Here is an 18,613-nt window from a genome sequence, read left to right as displayed (position 1 = left end):
AATAAAAGTGTGGGGGGATATTTTATGAGGAAAAAGATTATTGCTTGCATATTAGCTGCAATGACTATGACATCATTAGTTGCATGCGGAAGTAAACAGACTACTGCAGAAGGTGGAGGAGATACAGTAACTATAAAAATGTTATCAAGGTATAGTAGTGATCAAGGTCCTGATGACATAATGATTAACAGCAGAATTGAAAAATTTATGGAAGAAAATCCTAATATAAAGGTTGAGCATGAAGCTATAGGTGATGAAGCAACTTATAATAATATGTTTAAAACATCTATTGCAACAGGAGATGCACCGGACTTATTTGTAAATTATGGTGGAACACAATTTCAAGAATATGTTGAAAATGGATTATTTTTAGATTTAAGCACTGTTGCAAGTGAGGATAAGAAATGGGCTGATAAATATATACCAACAATGTTAGAAGCATGGAAATTTGAAGGTGTTGATGGATTTTATGGTGTTCCAGTTTCATGTTTCGCAACAGGAATTTATTATAATAAAGAATTATTTGAAAAGAATGGTTTAAAACCACCTAAAACAATTGAGGAATTTGAAAAGGTTTGTGATTCATTTTTATCAAAGGGTATAACACCATTTGTTTTAGGTGATAAAGACAATTTCAGAGGTGCACATCTTTTAGCAAACTTAGCATTAAAGAGAGCAGATTTTAAATATACAAAAGATGTTATTGATGGAAAAGTTAAATGGAATGATCCTGTTATGAAAGAAATGTTTGAATTAATGCAAAAGTGGCAAAAGAAGGGTTATTTAGGAGAAAATGTAACAACTATGGATTCAAGTGCAGAACAATCATTATTTTTAAATGGTGATACACCAATGCATTTAAATGGATCATGGTTTATGAATCAAATAAATGATTCAGATATTCCAGATAAAATAGGTTTTATTCCTTTCCCATATTTTGAGAAGCACCCAGAATATAAAAATAATTGGCATTCAGGTACTTCAGAAGGTATAAGCTTAGCAGCAAATAATGGAGAAGAAAAATTAGAAGCATCAATAAAATTATTAAAATATTTAACTGATGAACAAGCATATAATGAATCTCAAAAATTATCTAAGGGTGGAATATTCCCAGTAACAACAATGGAAAAAATTGATGATATTACACCAATTGCTAAATCCTTTAATGAAGTTTTTGTAGATGTTAAAGATACAAAACTTGAGCCAGGAGATTATGCAAAAAATCCACAATTAAGAGAAGAAATAAGAGATGCAATTCAAGGTATGTTTGCTGGTACAAGTGTTGATGACACTTTAAGTAGAATACAAAAAGTAACTGATATGAAAAAATAATCTATATTAATTAGGCAAAAATATTATGGGTCGTATATATTGCGACCCGTTTTACCTAATAAAGAATATTAATAAGTTTAGGAGGTAAAGGATGGGAAGGTTAGAAAATAACACAATGACAAAAGAAAATGCTAAAGAAAAATTTAATTTACAACCTAAAGAAGGTAATTATAAAATTGTTGAACATAAAAAAAATAATAAAATGAAGAAATCAAAATTTAAAAAGAGTTTAAAGGATAATTCTGCATGTATATTATTTATACTTCCTGCAATTTGTCTATATACTTTCTTTTATATATCACCTGTTATTAAGTCATTATATTTATCATTTGTAAAGTGGAACGGTATTCCAGCAGTTCCTAAAAAGTTCGTTGGGTTAGATAACTTTTTTAATATATTCCAAGATCCAGCTTTTTATAATGCTTTAAAAAATGTAGGTATTTTTATAGCTGTTAGTTTTCTTGTAATAATGCCTTTTGCGTATCTGTTAGCTCTTTTAGTTAGTAGCAGATATATTAAAGGAAAAAGATTTTTCAAAACAGTATATTTTTTACCTTCAATTTTACCAACAGCAGCAACAGGTTTAATGTGGACATTAATACTTTATAAATCAGGAGGAGCTTTAAATACATTATTAATAAATTTAGGAATGAATAATGCAGCACAAGATTGGCTTGGAAATCCTAAATTTGCTATTTTTACAGTTGCATTAGTAAATGCTTGGGTATTTATTGGATATAACATGTTAATATTTGTAGCTGGACTTACTAATATACCAGATGAGTTAATTGAGGCTGCAAAAATTGATGGGGCTAATGGATTTAAAGAACAAATACACATAGTGTTACCTCTTATGAAGGAAAGTTTCAAAATATTCTCTGTATTAGCTATAGTAGGGTCATTTAAGGTTTTTGATATTATTTATATTATGACTGGAGGAGGCCCAGGAGGTGCTACAGATGTACCAGTAACTTTATTATATGATCAAGCATTTAAATACAATAATTTTGGATATGGTAGTTCAATAGGTATGTTAATATTAGTGGCTGCAATTATATGTACATTAATATTAAATGGAGTATTTAAGTCAAAAGATGATTAGAATAGGAGGGATTATATGTTAAATAATAAAGAAAATAAATTAATGAAATATGGTATGTATATTTGTGCAATATTATGGGCTGTATTTAGTATTGCTCCATTAATATTTACACTTATGTCATCTTTTAAAAGTACAAATCAAATATACGGTGATGCTTTTGCACTTCCAGAAAGTTTAGATTTTACTAATTATCAAACTGCAATAAATAAAGCAGATATTGCAAAGGCTGTGTTTAATTCATTTTTATTAGCTATTTCAACAACTATATTAGTAGTAATTTTAGCTACTTTAGTTGCTTATGTAATAACAAGAACAAAGTTTAAGCTTAGAAATTTAGTATTAATTTATTTTGTAATGGGATTAACTATTCCAATGCATACAACAATAATTCCAATTGCAGATATTATAAATAGATATGGATTTAAAAATCAATTTATACCACTTATATTTTTATATGCAACATTCCAATTACCTTTTGCGATATTTATGATGTCAGGTTATATGAAAGGAATAAGTAAGGAAATAGATGAAGCAGCAATTATTGATGGATGTGGACGTTTAAGATTATTATTTGGAATATTACTTCCTTTAAGTAAACCTGCAGCAGCAACAATTTCTATATTCTCATTTTTAGGAGTATATAACGAATTTATTTTTGGTCTTATGTTCTTAACTGATAAAGCAAAGTATACAATTTCAGTAGCTCTTATGAGTTTAAATGGAAGATATTCATCTGATAAGGGAGCAATATTTGCAGCTATATGTATGTTTATAATTCCAATAATAATAATTTATATAGCATGTCAAAAACATGTTGAAAAAGGAATTACAGCAGGAGCGGTTAAGGGATAAAAGAATAATTATTTTAAAATTGGGGGAGAAGAATTTATGAGTTATAAAACAAGAAGTAGACAAGTTCATTTAGATTTTCATACAAGTCCATTAATTGAAGGAATAGGTAAAGATTTTAATAAAGAAGAGTTTGGGGAAGTTTTAGAAAAAGCTAGAGTTAATTCAATAACATGCTTTGCAAGATGTCATCATGGTTATTTGTATTATGATTCAAAAATAAATAAAGAGAGAATTCATCCTAATTTAGTAAACAAAAACTTATTAAAGGAGCAAATAGAAGCTTGTCATGAAAGAAACATAAAGGCGCCAATATATTTACCAGTTCAATGGGATAAGTTTACTTATGATGAACATCCAGAGTGGGTTTCAAAAGATTTAGACGGCAATATAATTAAAGGTGAAGGTGGAAAACCAGGATTTTATGAATTTTTATGTGTTAATACACCTTACAGAGATTTTCTTAAAAATCATGTGAGAGAAATATTAGAAATGTTTCCAGAGGCAGATGGATTATTCTTTGATATAGTTATGGTTGTTCCTTGTGCTTGTGAAAATTGTAAAAAGAGTATGGAAGAGCTTGGAATAGATTATACAATAAAAGGTGAAAGATTAAAATTCTCAGAAAAGATGTTAAATGAATTTAAACATGAAATGACTGAGTTTGTAAAAGAAATAAATAAAAATGTAACTATATTTTATAATGGTTCTCATATAAGTCCAGCACTTAAGGATTCAATAGATTCTTATAGTCATATTGAAATTGAATCATTACCAAGTGGTGGATGGGGATATATGCATTTCCCTATAACAGTTAGATATGCTAGAAATTTAGGTAAAGATTGTTTAGGAATGACAGGTAAATTCCATACTTATTGGGGAGATTTTCATTCATTTAAAAATTTAGCAGCACTTCAATATGAATGTTTTAATATGTTAGCTCAAAATACAAAATGTTCAATTGGAGATCAATTAGACCCAAGTGGAAAAATTTCAAAAGAAGTTTATGATTTAATTGGAAAAGTTTATAGTGAAGTAGAACAAAAAGAACCATGGTGTGAAGATGTTAAGCAAGTTTGCGAAATTGCTGTATTTACTCCAGAAGAGTTTATAGATTATAATGCAGTTAGTCCATTTGGGCTAAAACCTGCAATAACTGGCGCAACTAGAATGTTACAAGAAGCATCTCTTCAATTTGATATTATTGATAGTAAAATGGATTTTAATAAGTACAAATTATTAGTTTTACCAGAAAGAACTATAGTAAATGATGAATTTAAAGAAAAATTAGAATCATTTGTAAGAAATGGTGGTAAAGTAATAGCCGTTAATGAAGGTGGATTAAATGAAGAAGGAAATAAGTTTAATCTTCCATTTTTAAAAGTTAATTATGAATCACAAGGAGAATTTGCACCAACATTTATAGTTCCTGAAGGAAATTTATCTAAAGATTTATATAATACAGAGTATGTTATGTATGAAGAATCATTAAAGGTTTCTGCACAAGATGGTGCTGAAGTTTTATCATATTCAATAGAGCCATATTTTAATAGAACACCAGAACATTTCTGTTCGCATCAACATGCACCAAGTAGTGGAAAAGTTTATGGTCCAGCTATAATTAAAGGAGATAACTCAATTTATTTTGCTCATAAAATCTTCTCACAATATCAAAGTTATGGTTCAGTATGGTGTAAAAAGTTATTTATAAATGCTATTGATATGCTACTTGATAATAGATTAGTTAAACATGACGGGCCAAGTACAATAATAAGTACTTTAAATGAGCAAGAAAAAGAAAGTAGATATATACTTCATCTTCTTCATTATGTTCCAGAAAGAAGATGTCAAAGAATTGATGTTATAGAGGATATAATTCCTATATATAATTTAAATTTAAATATGGTATTAGATAAAAATATTAAGTCAATTAAATTAGTTCCACAAAATGAAAATGTAGATTTTAATATTATAGATGGAAAGTTAGAATTTACTGTTAATAAAATAAATGGACATCAAATGGTGGAAATAAGTTATTAAGAAATGGGGAAACATTTATGAAAAAAATAGTTTCTATAGATATTGGAGGAACTTTTATTAAATATGGATTAGTTGACCATTTAGGAAATATTTTAGATAGTGGAAAAAAGACAACTAATAAAAGTGGTATAGAAGGTTTTGTAAATGAGTTATGTGAAATAATAGATTCATATAAAAGCAATAAAGATATTTTTGGTGTATCTATTAGCATGCCTGGTTTTATAAATAATAAAGAAGGTATTCCATTAGCTTGTAGTGCATTAAGATTTATAGAAAATTATAGATTAAAAGATGTTTTAGAATGGAAAAGTGGTTTTACTGTAAAGGTAGAAAATGATGCAAACTGTGTTGCTTTAGCGGAAAAGTTTAATGGAAATGCATCAGAATGTGAAGATTTTATATGTATAACTATAGGTACTGGAATAGGTGGAGGAATTTATTTAAATGATAATTTGATTAGAGGTAAGCAATTTAAGGGCGGTGAGTTTTGTTATATGATAACAAAAGATAAGAAAAATTATCAAAGATTAAATGAAAATTCATCTATGACAGCACTAATTAATATGTATAAGGAATACAAAAATATAGATAGCAAAGAAAAGATACTTGGAGATAAGATATTTGAGGAAGCTGAGTATGATGAAAATATAAAAGCTATTATTAAAGAGTGGTATGGAAATATTGCAAGAATGATATATAATGTTTCTTCAATATTAAATCCTGAAAAAATTTTAATAGGTGGAGGGGTAAGTGCTAGAGAAGACTTAATAGATGAGTTAAATAAAGCACTTAATGAAATACCATGGTGGCACTTTGTTGAATGTAAAATAGAAAAGTGTAAGCATGAAAATGATGCAGGTTTAATTGGCGCTGCTTATAATTTCTTTAACCTTTAAATAATAAAGATAGAAAGTATAATTAATTGTACTTTCTATTTTTTATTTAAAATTAAGTTATTTAAAATTTATATATTATAAATAATTATAAAATGTTATAATCTATTTTATGTTTAATATTAAAAAAGAAAGTGAGAAAACTATGGATAAAGAATTAATAGATGTAGTACTTATAAATAATTTAGGAGCAGAAGAACTTTTAAATGAGTTATATGGAGAAAAATTAAATTCTAAAAAGACTATATTAGAATATATAGAACTTACAAGTGTTTTTAAGCAAGAAGATGTAGATTCAGAAAAGATACAAGAAACTTATAACTATATTTATGAATGTATAGAAGCGATGGGAAATGCAATAAAGCCAAATACTATGATGTATTTAAAAAATACACTTAAAGGAAAACTTGGAAAGTTAGTTAAAGATAAAGATCCAAAAAAGGAAAAGAGCTTTATTAAGTTTTTTAAAAAAGCATATCCTGCAAAAGAAAGAAGAAAAAACTTTACGTGGGTTCTTATGGATATAAATAATATAAAAAGTGATCAAATATGGACTACTTTAACTTATATAAATAGAGAATTAATAAAAAATAATATAAAGTTATCTCAAGAAGAAAAGAAAGATATAATAACCATGATAGAAAAATTAGTAAGCAAAAATAATATAAAATATGTAAATCAGGTTAAAAGTATGGAAAAACTTATTAATGAGTTAAAAATAAAAGTAGTCAATAAAAAAGATGGATTTAAGGTAGAAAAAAGATAAAAATATAAATATATTATTTTAAAATGAAATACGCAATAAATTAAAAAGAATAGTTTATTAAAGTTTAAAATAAGAAGAATTTTGAAAATAATTAAAAGATAAATAAAAAGATACTGTCATTAAATAATTAAATCTGTTTATGATAGTATCTTCTTCATTATTAATAATTATTATTTTATTGGATGAAATTTTATATCTGCATACTGCATAGGAATATAATTTTTATTAAATACTATTGGGTATTTATTGTTTTTATAAATAGCTTCTTCTATTAAATAAAATTGTTTTTCACAAGAAATAGAGTGACTTTTTGTTACGAAGCTACCGGCTGTTGAAAATTTTATATCAACTAAGGCATCGGTGCATTCATTATAAACTCTTTCTTCAACAAAATTTAAAAGCTCTTTTTTATTATTTAAATTAAGATTAAAAGAAGATATTGCTTCAATTGGCATTATTGTAAAGATATAAGCTATAGTGGTTCCTTTATGAATATACCATCTATCTATTCCAACAGTAGCTACAGATTCTTTTCCAAGTATTTTTGCAAAATAATCTGAAGGTGGTTGTATTTTTAAATCAAATTCAATATTATCAATTTCATGGTCTAAGCATTTATAGATAACATGTCCTATTTTTTCAAGACCTATTTTAGGAGCTGATGATTTTTTTGTTATAAAATTACCTTTTCCACGTATGTTTTTTATAAGACCATCATCTTGAAGCAATGATAATGCTTGACGCAGTGTACTTCTACTTACACCTAAAGTTTTAGCAAGATCAGGCTCAGATGGAAGTCTACTATGTTCAGAAAAGGAACCTTCTGTTATCATTTTAAAAAGTTTATTATAAACAGTTACATAGCGTAGTTCTTTTGCAGTGTCTATTACATTTATATTAATAGTATCCATTAAATCAACCTTTCTAATAATCGGACAAGTTACATACAAGTTTGTTTTAAGTATTTGTTTTCTATAATATAAATTATAAAATATTTTAAAAAAATAGCAAATATAAAAAATGAAAAAAAGTGTAAACGATTGACAAGGGTTATAGTGCATGATATTATTTATATATAAATCATACAAGAAAATAGACAAGTTAAAGTTTTAAGTTTTAGGAGGCAATAAAAATGAGCAATGAACAAAATTCTAATAAAAAGTTAATTTATACAGAAGGTTCTGATAGACAATATCATATAGCAGTAGCACCAGGAGAAGTTGGAAGATATGTAATTATGCCAGGAGATCCAAAAAGATGTGCAAAAATTGCTAAATACTTTGATAATGCTGAACTTGTTGCAGATAACAGAGAATATGTAACTTACACTGGATATTTAGATGGTGTTAAAGTAAGTGTTACATCAACAGGTATTGGTGGTCCATCAGCTGCAATAGCTTTAGAAGAATTAGTTAATTGTGGAGCTGATACTTTCATAAGAGTAGGTACATGTGGTGGTATGGACCTTGATGTAAAAGGTGGGGATCTTGTAATAGCAACAGGTTCAATTAGAGCAGAAGGAACAACAAGAGAATATGTTCCAATAGAATTCCCAGCAGTAGCTAACTTAGATGTAGTTAATTCTTTAGTTTCAGCAGCTAAAACATTAAAAGCTCCTTATCATGTTGGAGTAGCGCAATCAAAAGATTCATTTTATGGACAACATTCACCAGAAACAAAACCAATAGGATATGATTTGTTAAATAAATGGGATGCTTGGGTTAAATGTGGATGTTTAGCTTCAGAAATGGAAGGTGCAGCATTATTTATAGTAGGAAGTTACTTAAGAGTTAGAACAGGAGCTGTTTTCCTAACTGTAGCAAACCAAGAAAGAGAAAAGAGAGGACTTGAAAATGTTCAAGTTCATGATACAGAAAGAGCTATAAAGGTAGCAGTAGAAGCAATAAGAAATTTAATTAAATTAGATAAAGAAAATAGCAAATAGACGCAGGAAGAAGGTATTTTCAATATGGGAAAATATAAAAGAGTTTTTACAATAGTAATTGATTCACTAGGAATTGGAGCTATGCCTGATTCAGAAAAATATGGTGATGTAAATGTAGATACACTTGGACATATAGCTGAATCAGTAGAAAGTTTTAAAATTCCTAATCTACAAAAGATGGGAATATCAAATCTTCATAAAGTGAAGCATGTTGATAAAGTAGAAAAACCTTTAGGATATCAAATGAGAATGGGTGAAGCAAGTGTTGGTAAAGATACAATGACTGGACACTGGGAGATGATGGGCTTACACATTACAAAACCTTTTAAAACATTCACTGATACGGGATTTCCTAAAGAATTATTAGATGAATTATCAAAGAGAACTGGTCATAATATAGTTGGAAATAAAAGTGCTAGTGGAACAGAAATATTAGATGAACTTGGAGAACACCAAATGAAGACAGGAGATATGATTGTTTATACATCAGCAGATTCTGTACTTCAAATTTGTGGTCATGAAGAAACTTTTGGATTAGATGAGTTATATAGATGTTGTGAGATTGCAAGAGAAATAACTCTTAAAGATGAATGGAAAGTTGGAAGAATAATTGCAAGACCATACATTGGAGATAAAAAAGGAGCATTTAAGCGTACTAGCAATAGACATGATTACGCATTAAAACCATATGGAAGAACTGTCCTTAATGAATTAAAAGATAATAACTTTGATGTAATTTCAGTAGGAAAAATCAAAGATATATTTGATGGTGAAGGAATTACAGAAGGAAATAAATCAAAAAGCTCAGTTCATGGAATGGAACAAACATTAGAAATAATGGATAGAGATTTTAATGGATTATGTTTTGTTAATCTAGTTGATTTTGATGCACTATGGGGACATAGAAGAAATCCAAAAGGTTATGCTGAAGAATTAGAAAAATTTGATGTTAATTTAGGTAAAGTATTAGATAAATTAAATGATGATGATTTATTAATAATAACAGCAGATCATGGAAATGATCCAACATATAGTGGAACAGACCATACAAGAGAATATGTACCATTCTTAGCATATTCACCTTCAATGAAAGGCGATGGATTATTAAAGGATGCAAATACTTTTGCAACAATAGGTGCTACTATAGCAGATAACTTTGGTGTAAAAATGCCAGAAGGAACTATTGGAGAATCAGTATTAAACAAGTTAGACTAATAAAAAAAGAGAGTAGCTATAGTTACTCTCTTTTTTTATTTTAATATATTAATATAGACAAAAAACAATTCTAATAGTATAATTGATAATAATTTTCAATTAGAAATGAGGTGGTAGAATGAATAGTGTATTTACAGCTTTTTTATTAACATTAATAGCTGGATTAGCTACGGGGATAGGAAGTTTTATAGCTTTTTTTGCAAAAAAGACTAATACTAGATTTTTGTGTTTAAGTTTAGGATTTTCAGCAGGTGTAATGATATATGTTTCTATGATAGAAATATTCCAACAAGCAAATAAATCTCTTGTATTAGCTTTAGGGGAGAAAATTGGCAGTATAGTTAATGTAATAGCATTTTTTTGTGGGATTTTTATAATTGCAATTATAGACAAGTTAGTTCCTAGTGAAGAAAATCCTCATGAAATTAAAAAAATTGAAGATATAAATGAAGATAAAATTAATAAAAATAAATCTCTTTTAAGAACTGGAGTTTTTACTGCTATTGCAATTACAATTCATAATTTTCCAGAGGGACTTGCTACATTTGTTTCTGCATTAAATGATGTAAGTTTAGCAATACCAATAACAATAGCAATAGCTATTCATAATATTCCTGAAGGAATATCAGTGTCTGTACCTATTTACTATGCTACTGGAGATAAGAAAAAAGCATTTTTATATTCATTTCTTTCAGGTATGTCAGAGCCTCTAGGAGCAATAATTGGTTACACATTACTTAGAAATATCATAAATGATATAACATTAGGTATACTTTTATCATCTGTTGCAGGTATTATGGTATTTATATCATTAGATGAATTGTTGCCTACAGCTAGAAAATATGGGGAACATCATATATCTATATATGGATTAATTGCAGGAATGGCTGTAATGGCAATAAGTTTAATAATGTTTATTTAATCAGAAGTAGTAATATAGTTTAAGTTCTATTTATATATTAATTATAAATATATAAATAGGAGGATTATATGGGAAAACATAGATCAAAGAGATGTTACAATAATGAAGATAAATATATGACTAATAATGTAGGTAACCCAATAAGTAATGATAAGGATTCTTTAACTGTAGGAAAAAATGGACCAGCTTTATTAGAAGATTTAAATTTAATTGAAAAGTTAGCAAGTTTTGATAGAGAAAGGATACCAGAAAGGGTAGTTCATGCTAAAGGAGCTGGAGCTAAAGGTTATTTTGAATTAACTAGGTCAATGAAAGAATATACTATAGCAAAAGTTTTTACTGAAGTAGGTAAGAAGATACCAGTAGCAGTAAGATTTTCAACAGTAATTGGGGCTAGAGGCTCTGCTGATACGCTTAGGGATCCAAGGGGATTTGCAACAAAATTTTATACAGATGAAGGTATTTTAGATATAGTTGGTAATCATATACCGGTATTTTTTATAAGAGATGCTATGAAATTTCCGGATATGGTACATTCATTTAAACCATCTCCTGATAATAATTTAATGGATAAAAATAGATTTTGGGATTTTATTTCAAGTAGTCCAGAGTCAACTCATATGATAACTTTTCTTTTTTCGGATCTTGGAACTGTAAAAAGCTATAGAACAATGGGGGGATTTGGTGTAAATACTTATGTATGGGTTAATGATAAAGGAGAAAGGGTGTTTATAAAATACCATTGGGTTCCGCTTCTTGGTGTAAAAACTATTGATAGAAAAGAAGCAGAGATGCTTGCAGGTTTAGATCCTGATGTAGCAGTAAGAGATTTATATGAGCATATAGAAAAAGGAAATGTAGTTGAATATAAATTTAAAGTGCAAATTATGAAAGAAAGTCAAGTACAATCATTAGATTTTAATCCTTTGGATGCAACAAAAACTTGGCCAGAAGATAAGTTTCCGTTAATTGATGTAGGTAAAATGACTTTGAATGAAAATCCTAAAAATTTCTTTGGAGAAATTGAGCAAATAGCTTTTTGTCCAGCAAATTTAGTCCCTGGTATAGAATTATCAGCAGATAAGTTATTACAAGGAAGAGGATTTTCTTATAAAGATAGTCAAAGACATAGAATAGGTTCTAATTTTCAACAGTTACCTATAAACAGGCCTAAAGTTGATGTTATAAATAATACTCAAGATGGACAAATGAGATATTATTATAATGAAGGTAAAGTTAATTATAAGCCTAATAAATTAAATAATAATAAGCCTATTGATTATCCACAAGGTCATCAAAAACCAAAGTTTGTTGAGGGATATGTAGTTAGAGAAGAAATAGACAAAAATGATAATTTTAAACAAGCTGGTGAGAGATTTAGAACTATGAGTGAAAAAGAAAGAGAAACATTGATTGATAATATAATAGCAGATATGTGGGAAGTAGATTGCGAAATACAATTAAAGGCTATAGAAAATTTTAAAAATGTTGATCCTGAATTTGGTAGGAGAGTTAGTGAAGGGTTAAATTTAAAAGAATTATAATAGAGTATAAAACTGTTTAAGTAATTATTAATAATATATGTATACTATGACATAATTAATATAATTTGACTAATTTAGATATTATTAAAAAAATATATTTTTGAAAAGATGTTTATAAATATATAAGCATCTTTTTTATAAATTTTAAATTTTGATGTAAAATAATAGTAAGAATATATTAAATTTTTTGACTATATTAAAAATAAAATAAAAAGTATAATATTTTTAATTATTTTTAAAATATTATCTTTAAAAATATTAAATTTCTAATGAAAATGTTGACATGGAATAAGTCAGAAGTTACAATAGGTTACAAGTAAAGGCTTACATTAGGGTGTATAATAAGGCTTTTAATGCTTTTAGGGAGGATTACTTATATTTTATTTTGTAAATTTATTGGAGGTTAATAATATGAAAGTACTTGTAATCAATTGTGGTAGTTCATCTTTGAAGTACCAATTAATAAATATGGAAAATGAGGAAGCAATAGCTACTGGTCTAGTAGAGAGAATTGGGTTAGAAGGATCTAGATTAGTTCATAAAAAAAATGGTGAAAAAAGTATTATAGAAGAATCAATAAAAGATCATAATGATGCTATAGAACTAGTTCTTAAAGCATTAATAGATGAAAACATTGGAGTAATATCAAGTTTAGATGAAATAAAAGCTGTTGGACATAGAGTTGTACATGGAGGAGAAAGATATTCAGAGTCAGTTGTAATTGATGAAGATGTTATAAAATATTTAGAAGAAATATCACCACTTGCACCACTTCATAATCCTGCTAATATTATAGGAATAAAAGCATGTCAAAAATTAATGCCAAATGTTCCGATGGTAGGAGTTTTTGATACAGCATTCCATCAAACATTACCTAAGAAGGCATATATATATGCTATTGATTATAATTTATATGATAAACATCAAATAAGAAAATATGGATTCCATGGAACTTCACATAAGTATGTATCACAAAAACTTGCAGATGCAATGGGTAAAGATATAAAGGACTTAAAAATTATAACTTGTCATTTAGGTAACGGAGCTAGCTTAGCTGCAGTTAAAAATGGAAAGTGTATAGAAACTTCAATGGGATTCACACCACTTGCTGGAGTTCCAATGGGGACAAGATCAGGTAATATAGATCCATCAATAATTCCTTTCTTAGTAAATGAATGTGGATATACTATGGAACAAGTTAATAATTCTTTAAATAAAGATTCAGGTGTTTTAGGAATATCAGGAGTAAGTTCAGATTTCAGAGATATTGAAGATGCCGCAGCAGAAGGAAATGAAAGAGCTCAACTTGCTTTAGATATATTCCACTATAAGATTAGAGAATTTATTGGATCATATATTATTGCTATGGGTGGAGTAGATGCAATAGCATTTACAGCAGGTGTTGGAGAAAACTCACCAGAAACTAGAGAAGAATGTTTAAAAGATTTAGAGTTTTTAGGAATTGAATTAGATAGAGAAAAGAATAAAGTAAGAGGAAAGTTAAGAGAAATTTCAACAGAGAATTCAAAAGTTAAAGCTTATGTTGTTCCAACTAATGAAGAACTTATGATTGCTAAAGAAACTGCAAATCTTATTTAATTTAAAAACAAAATATTTTATTAATAATGTTCTTTTAAGAAACTCTATAACTTTGTTATAGAGTTTTTTATAAATATTTAATTATAAGTGTTATTAAAATTTATATTTTTAAGTTAATTAATTTAAATTATATTATATATAAATAGTTGTTTAAAAATAATTTTATAATAATATAAGGCTTATATGAAAAAAGATAATAGTATTATTTAGAAATTAGTAGGAATTTAAATATAAATTTTGAATGAATTTATAGAATAATATTATTAGATAAATTTTAATTTTATTTCTATAATTTATATGTGATAAAAAAGATAGTTATTAAAAATGGCTATCTTTTTTTTATGAAATTAATTTAATATTTTATATTTATAGGGAATATTATGTGAAGATATTATAGCTTAATTGAAAAAATAATAAAAAATAAATATGGAAAATATTACTTTGAAAATAAATTGTGATAATAATTGACTGATAGATAAAATAAATATATAATTACTTTACGATTATGATATTCATTATCATTTAAAAAGGAATTGTAATTTAGGAGGAATATATTAATGAAGAAATTAAAATCGTTAATTTTGGTAGCAATATCGGTTATATCAATGGCTACATTTGTTGCATGTGGAAACATAAGTAAAGAAGATAATAAAGAATCAGTAAAAAGGGTTGTGAGTACTTTAAAAGGAGATATTGAAGTACCAACAAACCCTCAAAGAATAGTTGATATATCAGGAAGTAGTGAAGATTTAATAATTTTAGGATATACTCCTGTTGGAACAGCTAATATAGACTCGTATGACACAACTAAGGTTCCAAGTTATATGAGCGATAAATTTAAAGAAACTAAAGTTGTAGGACACTCAATGATGGAAACTATGGATATGGAAGCAATACTTTCTTGCAATCCAGATTTAATTATAATGAGTGAAAGACAAGAAAAAATCTATGATCAGTTAAAAGATATAGCTCCAACAATTATGATAAAAGATTATGCAAATGATTGGAGAAGTAGGTTAACTGATATTGGAAAGTTATTTGAAAAGGAGGATATAGCAAATACATGGCTTTCAAATTATGATAAAAAAGCAGAAGAATTAGGAAAAGAAGTAATAGCTAAAAATGCAAAAGAAACATATTTACCAGTACTTGCTAGCCAAGGGTCATTTTTAGTATTTACTGATGCTGGTATAGGTTCAATATTATATGATGATATGAAGTTATCTAGACCTGAAAATATGCCAAAGCAAGATAATATAACGCTTCCACAAGTTACTATGGAAGGATTAACTAAAATAGATGCTGATAATATTGTTGTAATTGCAGATGAATCAAATAAAAAAGATTTAGATAAAAGTAATGTTTGGTCACAAATAAGAGCAGTGAAAAATGGAAATGTTGTAATGCTTAATACAAGTCCATATTTTACTCAAGTATATAATCCTATAGGAAAAGAATTAATTTTAGAATCAATTAAAGAAGAATTATTAAAATAATTAAGAAGGTGGCAATAATAGAAGCCACCTTCTTAATTATAAGTTTATAAGTATAGTTTAGGAGGCTAAATGAATAAAAAAAGAAAGAGGAAGATAAATACATATAGCTTGATAGTAATAGGAACGATTTTATTGTTACTAGGACTTTGGATTTCTATATCATTTGGAGCTAAAGAAATAGATTTATTTACAATTTTAAAAAGCATATTCAATAATGGAGATGATGTAAATATAAAAATAATAAGAGATATAAGAATACCTAGGGCTCTTGTATCTGCATTAGTTGGAGGGTTTTTAGCAGTTTCAGGAGCTATAATACAAGGGATAACAAGAAACCCAATAGCAGATCCTTCAGTAATGGGAATTACTCAAGGGGCAACCTTTACTATATCTATGGCTTTTGCTTTACAAATATTAAATCCCAAATTAGTTATAGGAAGTTTTGGACTTATGATATTTGCATTTTTTGGAGCAAGTATAAGTGGAGTTTTAGTTTATTTCATAAGTTCAAGAACAACTAGAAAAGTTAATCCTGTAAAATTAGCCTTATCTGGAACTGCAATAGGAACTTTATTAATATCTTTAGCTGTTGGAGTAGCAATGTATTTTAATTTATCACAACAATTAAGTTTCTGGATATCAGGTGGATTAATTGGGGTAAAATGGGAGAGTGTTTATTTATTAAGCATTATTGGAACTATTGGAGTTTTATTAGCAATGATAATTTCGCCTAAGATTACAATTTTAAGTTTAGGTGAAGAAGTTGCAATAGGTCTTGGTGAAAATACTAATAGAGTAAGATTAATTTCTATTTTTATAGTAATTTTATTAACTGGAGCATCTGTAGCTGTAGCTGGAAATATTATTTTTGTAGGTCTTATAGTTCCACAAATAGTCAAAAAAGTAGTTGGTTCAGATTTTAAATATATAATACCTACTTCTTTAATAGTTGGAGCTGTATTACTTGTATATGGGGACATTATATCAAGAATGATAAATCCACCATATGAAACACCCGTAGGGTCATTAACAGCTTTAATTGGAGCTCCAATATTTATATATTTAATTAGAAAAGGAGAGAGGTAATTAATGAGAAATAAAAAAAATATATTTATATTGTTAATTTTAATAGCTTTAATTTTTGCTACATTTTTAATTAGCTTAAACCTTGGATCTTTTTCTATGAATCCGTTAGAAGTAATAAAAACACTAATAGGACAAGGAAGTAAAAGTCATAATATAGTTATATTTGACATTAGATTACCTAGAATAATAATTGCATTATTAGTTGGAACAGCACTTGCAACAGCAGGTACGTTACTTCAAGGAGTTACTAAAAATGATTTGGCTGATTCAGGAATACTTGGAATAAACTCAGGTGCTGCACTTTTTGTAGTAGTATATATTTTTTTTATGAATGGTAATGTTTATGAAGGTGTAAGTAATTTTACCATATTTACTATGCCAATAGTGGCACTTTCAGGAGCTTTATTTGGGGCATTTTTAATTTACATTTTAGCATGGAAAAATGGAATAAGTTCTTCAAGATTGATTTTAGTAGGAATAGGTATTAACATAACTTTTTCATCAATACTTACTATATTCCAATTAAAATTTACTACACAAGAATTCAATAGAGTAATGGCATGGACACAGGGAAGTATATGGGGTTCAAATTGGAAATATGTTATGGCAATAGCACCATTAATAATTGTATTTATGACTCTTACAATATATAAATCAAGATATTTAGATATATTAAATTTAGGTGATGAAGTTTCAATTAATCTTGGAATAAATGTTGAAAGAGAAAGAGGAAAATTAATTATTTATGCAGTTATATTGGCTGGTGTTGCAACGTCTGTTGCAGGAAGTATATCTTTTTTGGGACTTATATCTCCACATATTGCAAGAAAATTAGTTGGTCCGAATCATAATACACTTATACCAATAGCAGCACTTATTGGAACTTTAATTTTACTAATAGGAGATACAATTTCAAGAAATTTACTAGCACCAATAGAAGTTCCAGTAGGAATTTTAGTAGCTATAATAGGTGTTCCGTATTTTCTTTATTTAATGTTGTCAGAATAATGGAGGAATAAATAAGGATGAATTGCATAAAAACTAAAGATTTAAATATATCTTATGGAAATTTAGATATTGTAAAAAATCTGAATTTAGAAATACCAAGAGGAAAAATAACTACAATTATAGGAGCCAATGGATGTGGAAAATCTACTATTTTAAAAACATTAGGTAGAATAATTAAGCCTAAGAGTGGATTAATATATATAAATGGAAAAGAGATAAATAATCAAGATTCAAAAGAACTTGCAAAGGCTATGGCTGTATTACCTCAAAGTCCAAAGGCTCCAAATGGGTTAACAGTTGAGGAGTTAATTTCATATGGTAGGTTTCCATATCAAAAAGGATTTGGAAAATTAAAAGATGAAGATAAAGAGATAATTAATTGGGCATTAGAAAAAACAAATATATTGGAGTTTAGAGATAGACCTATAGATAAATTATCAGGAGGTCAAAGACAAAGAGCGTGGATTGCAATGGCTTTGGCACAAGAAACTGATATTTTGTTACTTGATGAACCTACAACATATCTTGATTTAGCACATCAATTGGAGGTTCTTAAGGTTTTAGAGGAACTTAACAAAAAAGAAAATAGAACTATAGTAATGGTAATACATGAATTAAATAATGCAGCTAGATTTGCAGATTATATGATTGGATTAAGAAAAGGTAAAATAATATGTACAGGTACTTCACATGAAGTTATGACAAAAGAAAATCTTAAAGAACTTTTTAATATTGATGCTGAGATAGTTAACGATCCAAGAAGTGGTAAGCCAGTTTGTATAACTTATGATATGGTATAAAACTATGTATACATAA

The 18,613-nt window shown here is 27.5% G+C and carries 16 protein-coding genes; 15 read left to right on the top strand and 1 reads right to left on the bottom strand.

Going from position 1 to position 18,613, the window contains the following annotated elements:
* The first annotated feature begins 24 nt into the window (after window positions 1-24).
* The 6 genes from AC4FQW_RS10845 (at window position 25) to AC4FQW_RS10820 (ending at window position 6,982) form a co-directional block, all read left to right on the top strand.
* Window positions 25-1,332 (top strand): ABC transporter substrate-binding protein, encoded by a 1,308-nt coding sequence (locus tag AC4FQW_RS10845; RefSeq protein ID WP_303129543.1) that lies wholly within the window; start codon window positions 25-27, stop codon window positions 1,330-1,332.
* A gap of 91 nt (window positions 1,333-1,423) precedes the next feature.
* Entirely contained in the window at window positions 1,424-2,434 is a 1,011-nt protein-coding gene (locus AC4FQW_RS10840) for a carbohydrate ABC transporter permease (protein WP_303129542.1), read from the top strand.
* A gap of 15 nt (window positions 2,435-2,449) precedes the next feature.
* Window positions 2,450-3,286, top strand: a complete 837-nt coding sequence (locus tag AC4FQW_RS10835; protein WP_303129541.1) for a carbohydrate ABC transporter permease — start codon at window positions 2,450-2,452, stop codon at window positions 3,284-3,286.
* Between the two features lie 36 nt (window positions 3,287-3,322).
* On the top strand, window positions 3,323-5,323 hold the full coding sequence (locus AC4FQW_RS10830; protein WP_491149027.1) for a beta-galactosidase trimerization domain-containing protein: 2,001 nt from the start codon (window positions 3,323-3,325) through the stop codon (window positions 5,321-5,323).
* A gap of 17 nt (window positions 5,324-5,340) precedes the next feature.
* Window positions 5,341-6,219, top strand: coding sequence for an ROK family protein (locus AC4FQW_RS10825; protein ID WP_491149026.1), 879 nt, complete (start codon window positions 5,341-5,343; stop codon window positions 6,217-6,219).
* A gap of 142 nt (window positions 6,220-6,361) precedes the next feature.
* Entirely contained in the window at window positions 6,362-6,982 is a 621-nt protein-coding gene (locus AC4FQW_RS10820) for a hypothetical protein (protein ID WP_491149138.1), read from the top strand.
* Window positions 6,983-7,152: 170 nt separating this feature from the next.
* Here the strand turns inward: AC4FQW_RS10820 and AC4FQW_RS10815 are convergent, their stop codons facing one another.
* Window positions 7,153-7,893, bottom strand: a complete 741-nt coding sequence (locus tag AC4FQW_RS10815; protein WP_491149024.1) for a GntR family transcriptional regulator — start codon at window positions 7,891-7,893, stop codon at window positions 7,153-7,155.
* Window positions 7,894-8,114: 221 nt separating this feature from the next.
* On the opposite strand from AC4FQW_RS10815, the gene udp reads away from it, so the two are divergent.
* The 9 genes from udp (at window position 8,115) to AC4FQW_RS10770 (ending at window position 18,597) form a co-directional block, all read left to right on the top strand.
* Window positions 8,115-8,927, top strand: a complete 813-nt coding sequence (udp, locus tag AC4FQW_RS10810; RefSeq protein WP_303129536.1) for a uridine phosphorylase — start codon at window positions 8,115-8,117, stop codon at window positions 8,925-8,927.
* 24 nt (window positions 8,928-8,951) lie between these two features.
* Complete coding sequence (locus AC4FQW_RS10805; protein ID WP_491149022.1) at window positions 8,952-10,142, top strand: phosphopentomutase; 1,191 nt, start codon at window positions 8,952-8,954, stop codon at window positions 10,140-10,142.
* 118 nt (window positions 10,143-10,260) lie between these two features.
* Window positions 10,261-11,064 carry a zinc transporter ZupT gene (zupT, locus tag AC4FQW_RS10800; protein WP_303129534.1) on the top strand — a complete coding sequence of 268 codons (804 nt, stop codon included), beginning with the start codon at window positions 10,261-10,263 and terminating at the stop codon, window positions 11,062-11,064.
* A 68-nt stretch (window positions 11,065-11,132) separates the two neighbouring features.
* Window positions 11,133-12,608, top strand: coding sequence for a catalase (locus tag AC4FQW_RS10795; RefSeq protein WP_303129533.1), 1,476 nt, complete (start codon window positions 11,133-11,135; stop codon window positions 12,606-12,608).
* Between the two features lie 411 nt (window positions 12,609-13,019).
* Window positions 13,020-14,207: an acetate/propionate family kinase gene (locus tag AC4FQW_RS10790; RefSeq protein ID WP_303129532.1), complete on the top strand. Its 1,188-nt coding sequence runs from the start codon at window positions 13,020-13,022 to the stop codon at window positions 14,205-14,207.
* Window positions 14,208-14,764: 557 nt separating this feature from the next.
* Complete coding sequence (locus AC4FQW_RS10785) at window positions 14,765-15,703, top strand: ABC transporter substrate-binding protein (protein ID WP_491149019.1); 939 nt, start codon at window positions 14,765-14,767, stop codon at window positions 15,701-15,703.
* Between the two features lie 69 nt (window positions 15,704-15,772).
* Complete coding sequence (locus AC4FQW_RS10780) at window positions 15,773-16,789, top strand: FecCD family ABC transporter permease (protein WP_303129530.1); 1,017 nt, start codon at window positions 15,773-15,775, stop codon at window positions 16,787-16,789.
* 3 nt (window positions 16,790-16,792) lie between these two features.
* Window positions 16,793-17,797, top strand: a complete 1,005-nt coding sequence (locus tag AC4FQW_RS10775; protein WP_491149016.1) for a FecCD family ABC transporter permease — start codon at window positions 16,793-16,795, stop codon at window positions 17,795-17,797.
* A gap of 17 nt (window positions 17,798-17,814) precedes the next feature.
* The gene (locus AC4FQW_RS10770) at window positions 17,815-18,597 is read left to right on the top strand and encodes an ABC transporter ATP-binding protein (RefSeq protein ID WP_491149015.1); all 783 of its coding nucleotides are present in this window, start codon (window positions 17,815-17,817) and stop codon (window positions 18,595-18,597) included.
* The last annotated feature ends 16 nt before the right edge of the window (window positions 18,598-18,613 follow it).

The organism is Clostridium sp. TJA085, assembly GCF_058310235.1.
This window is presented reverse-complemented; position numbering and strand designations above follow the sequence as displayed.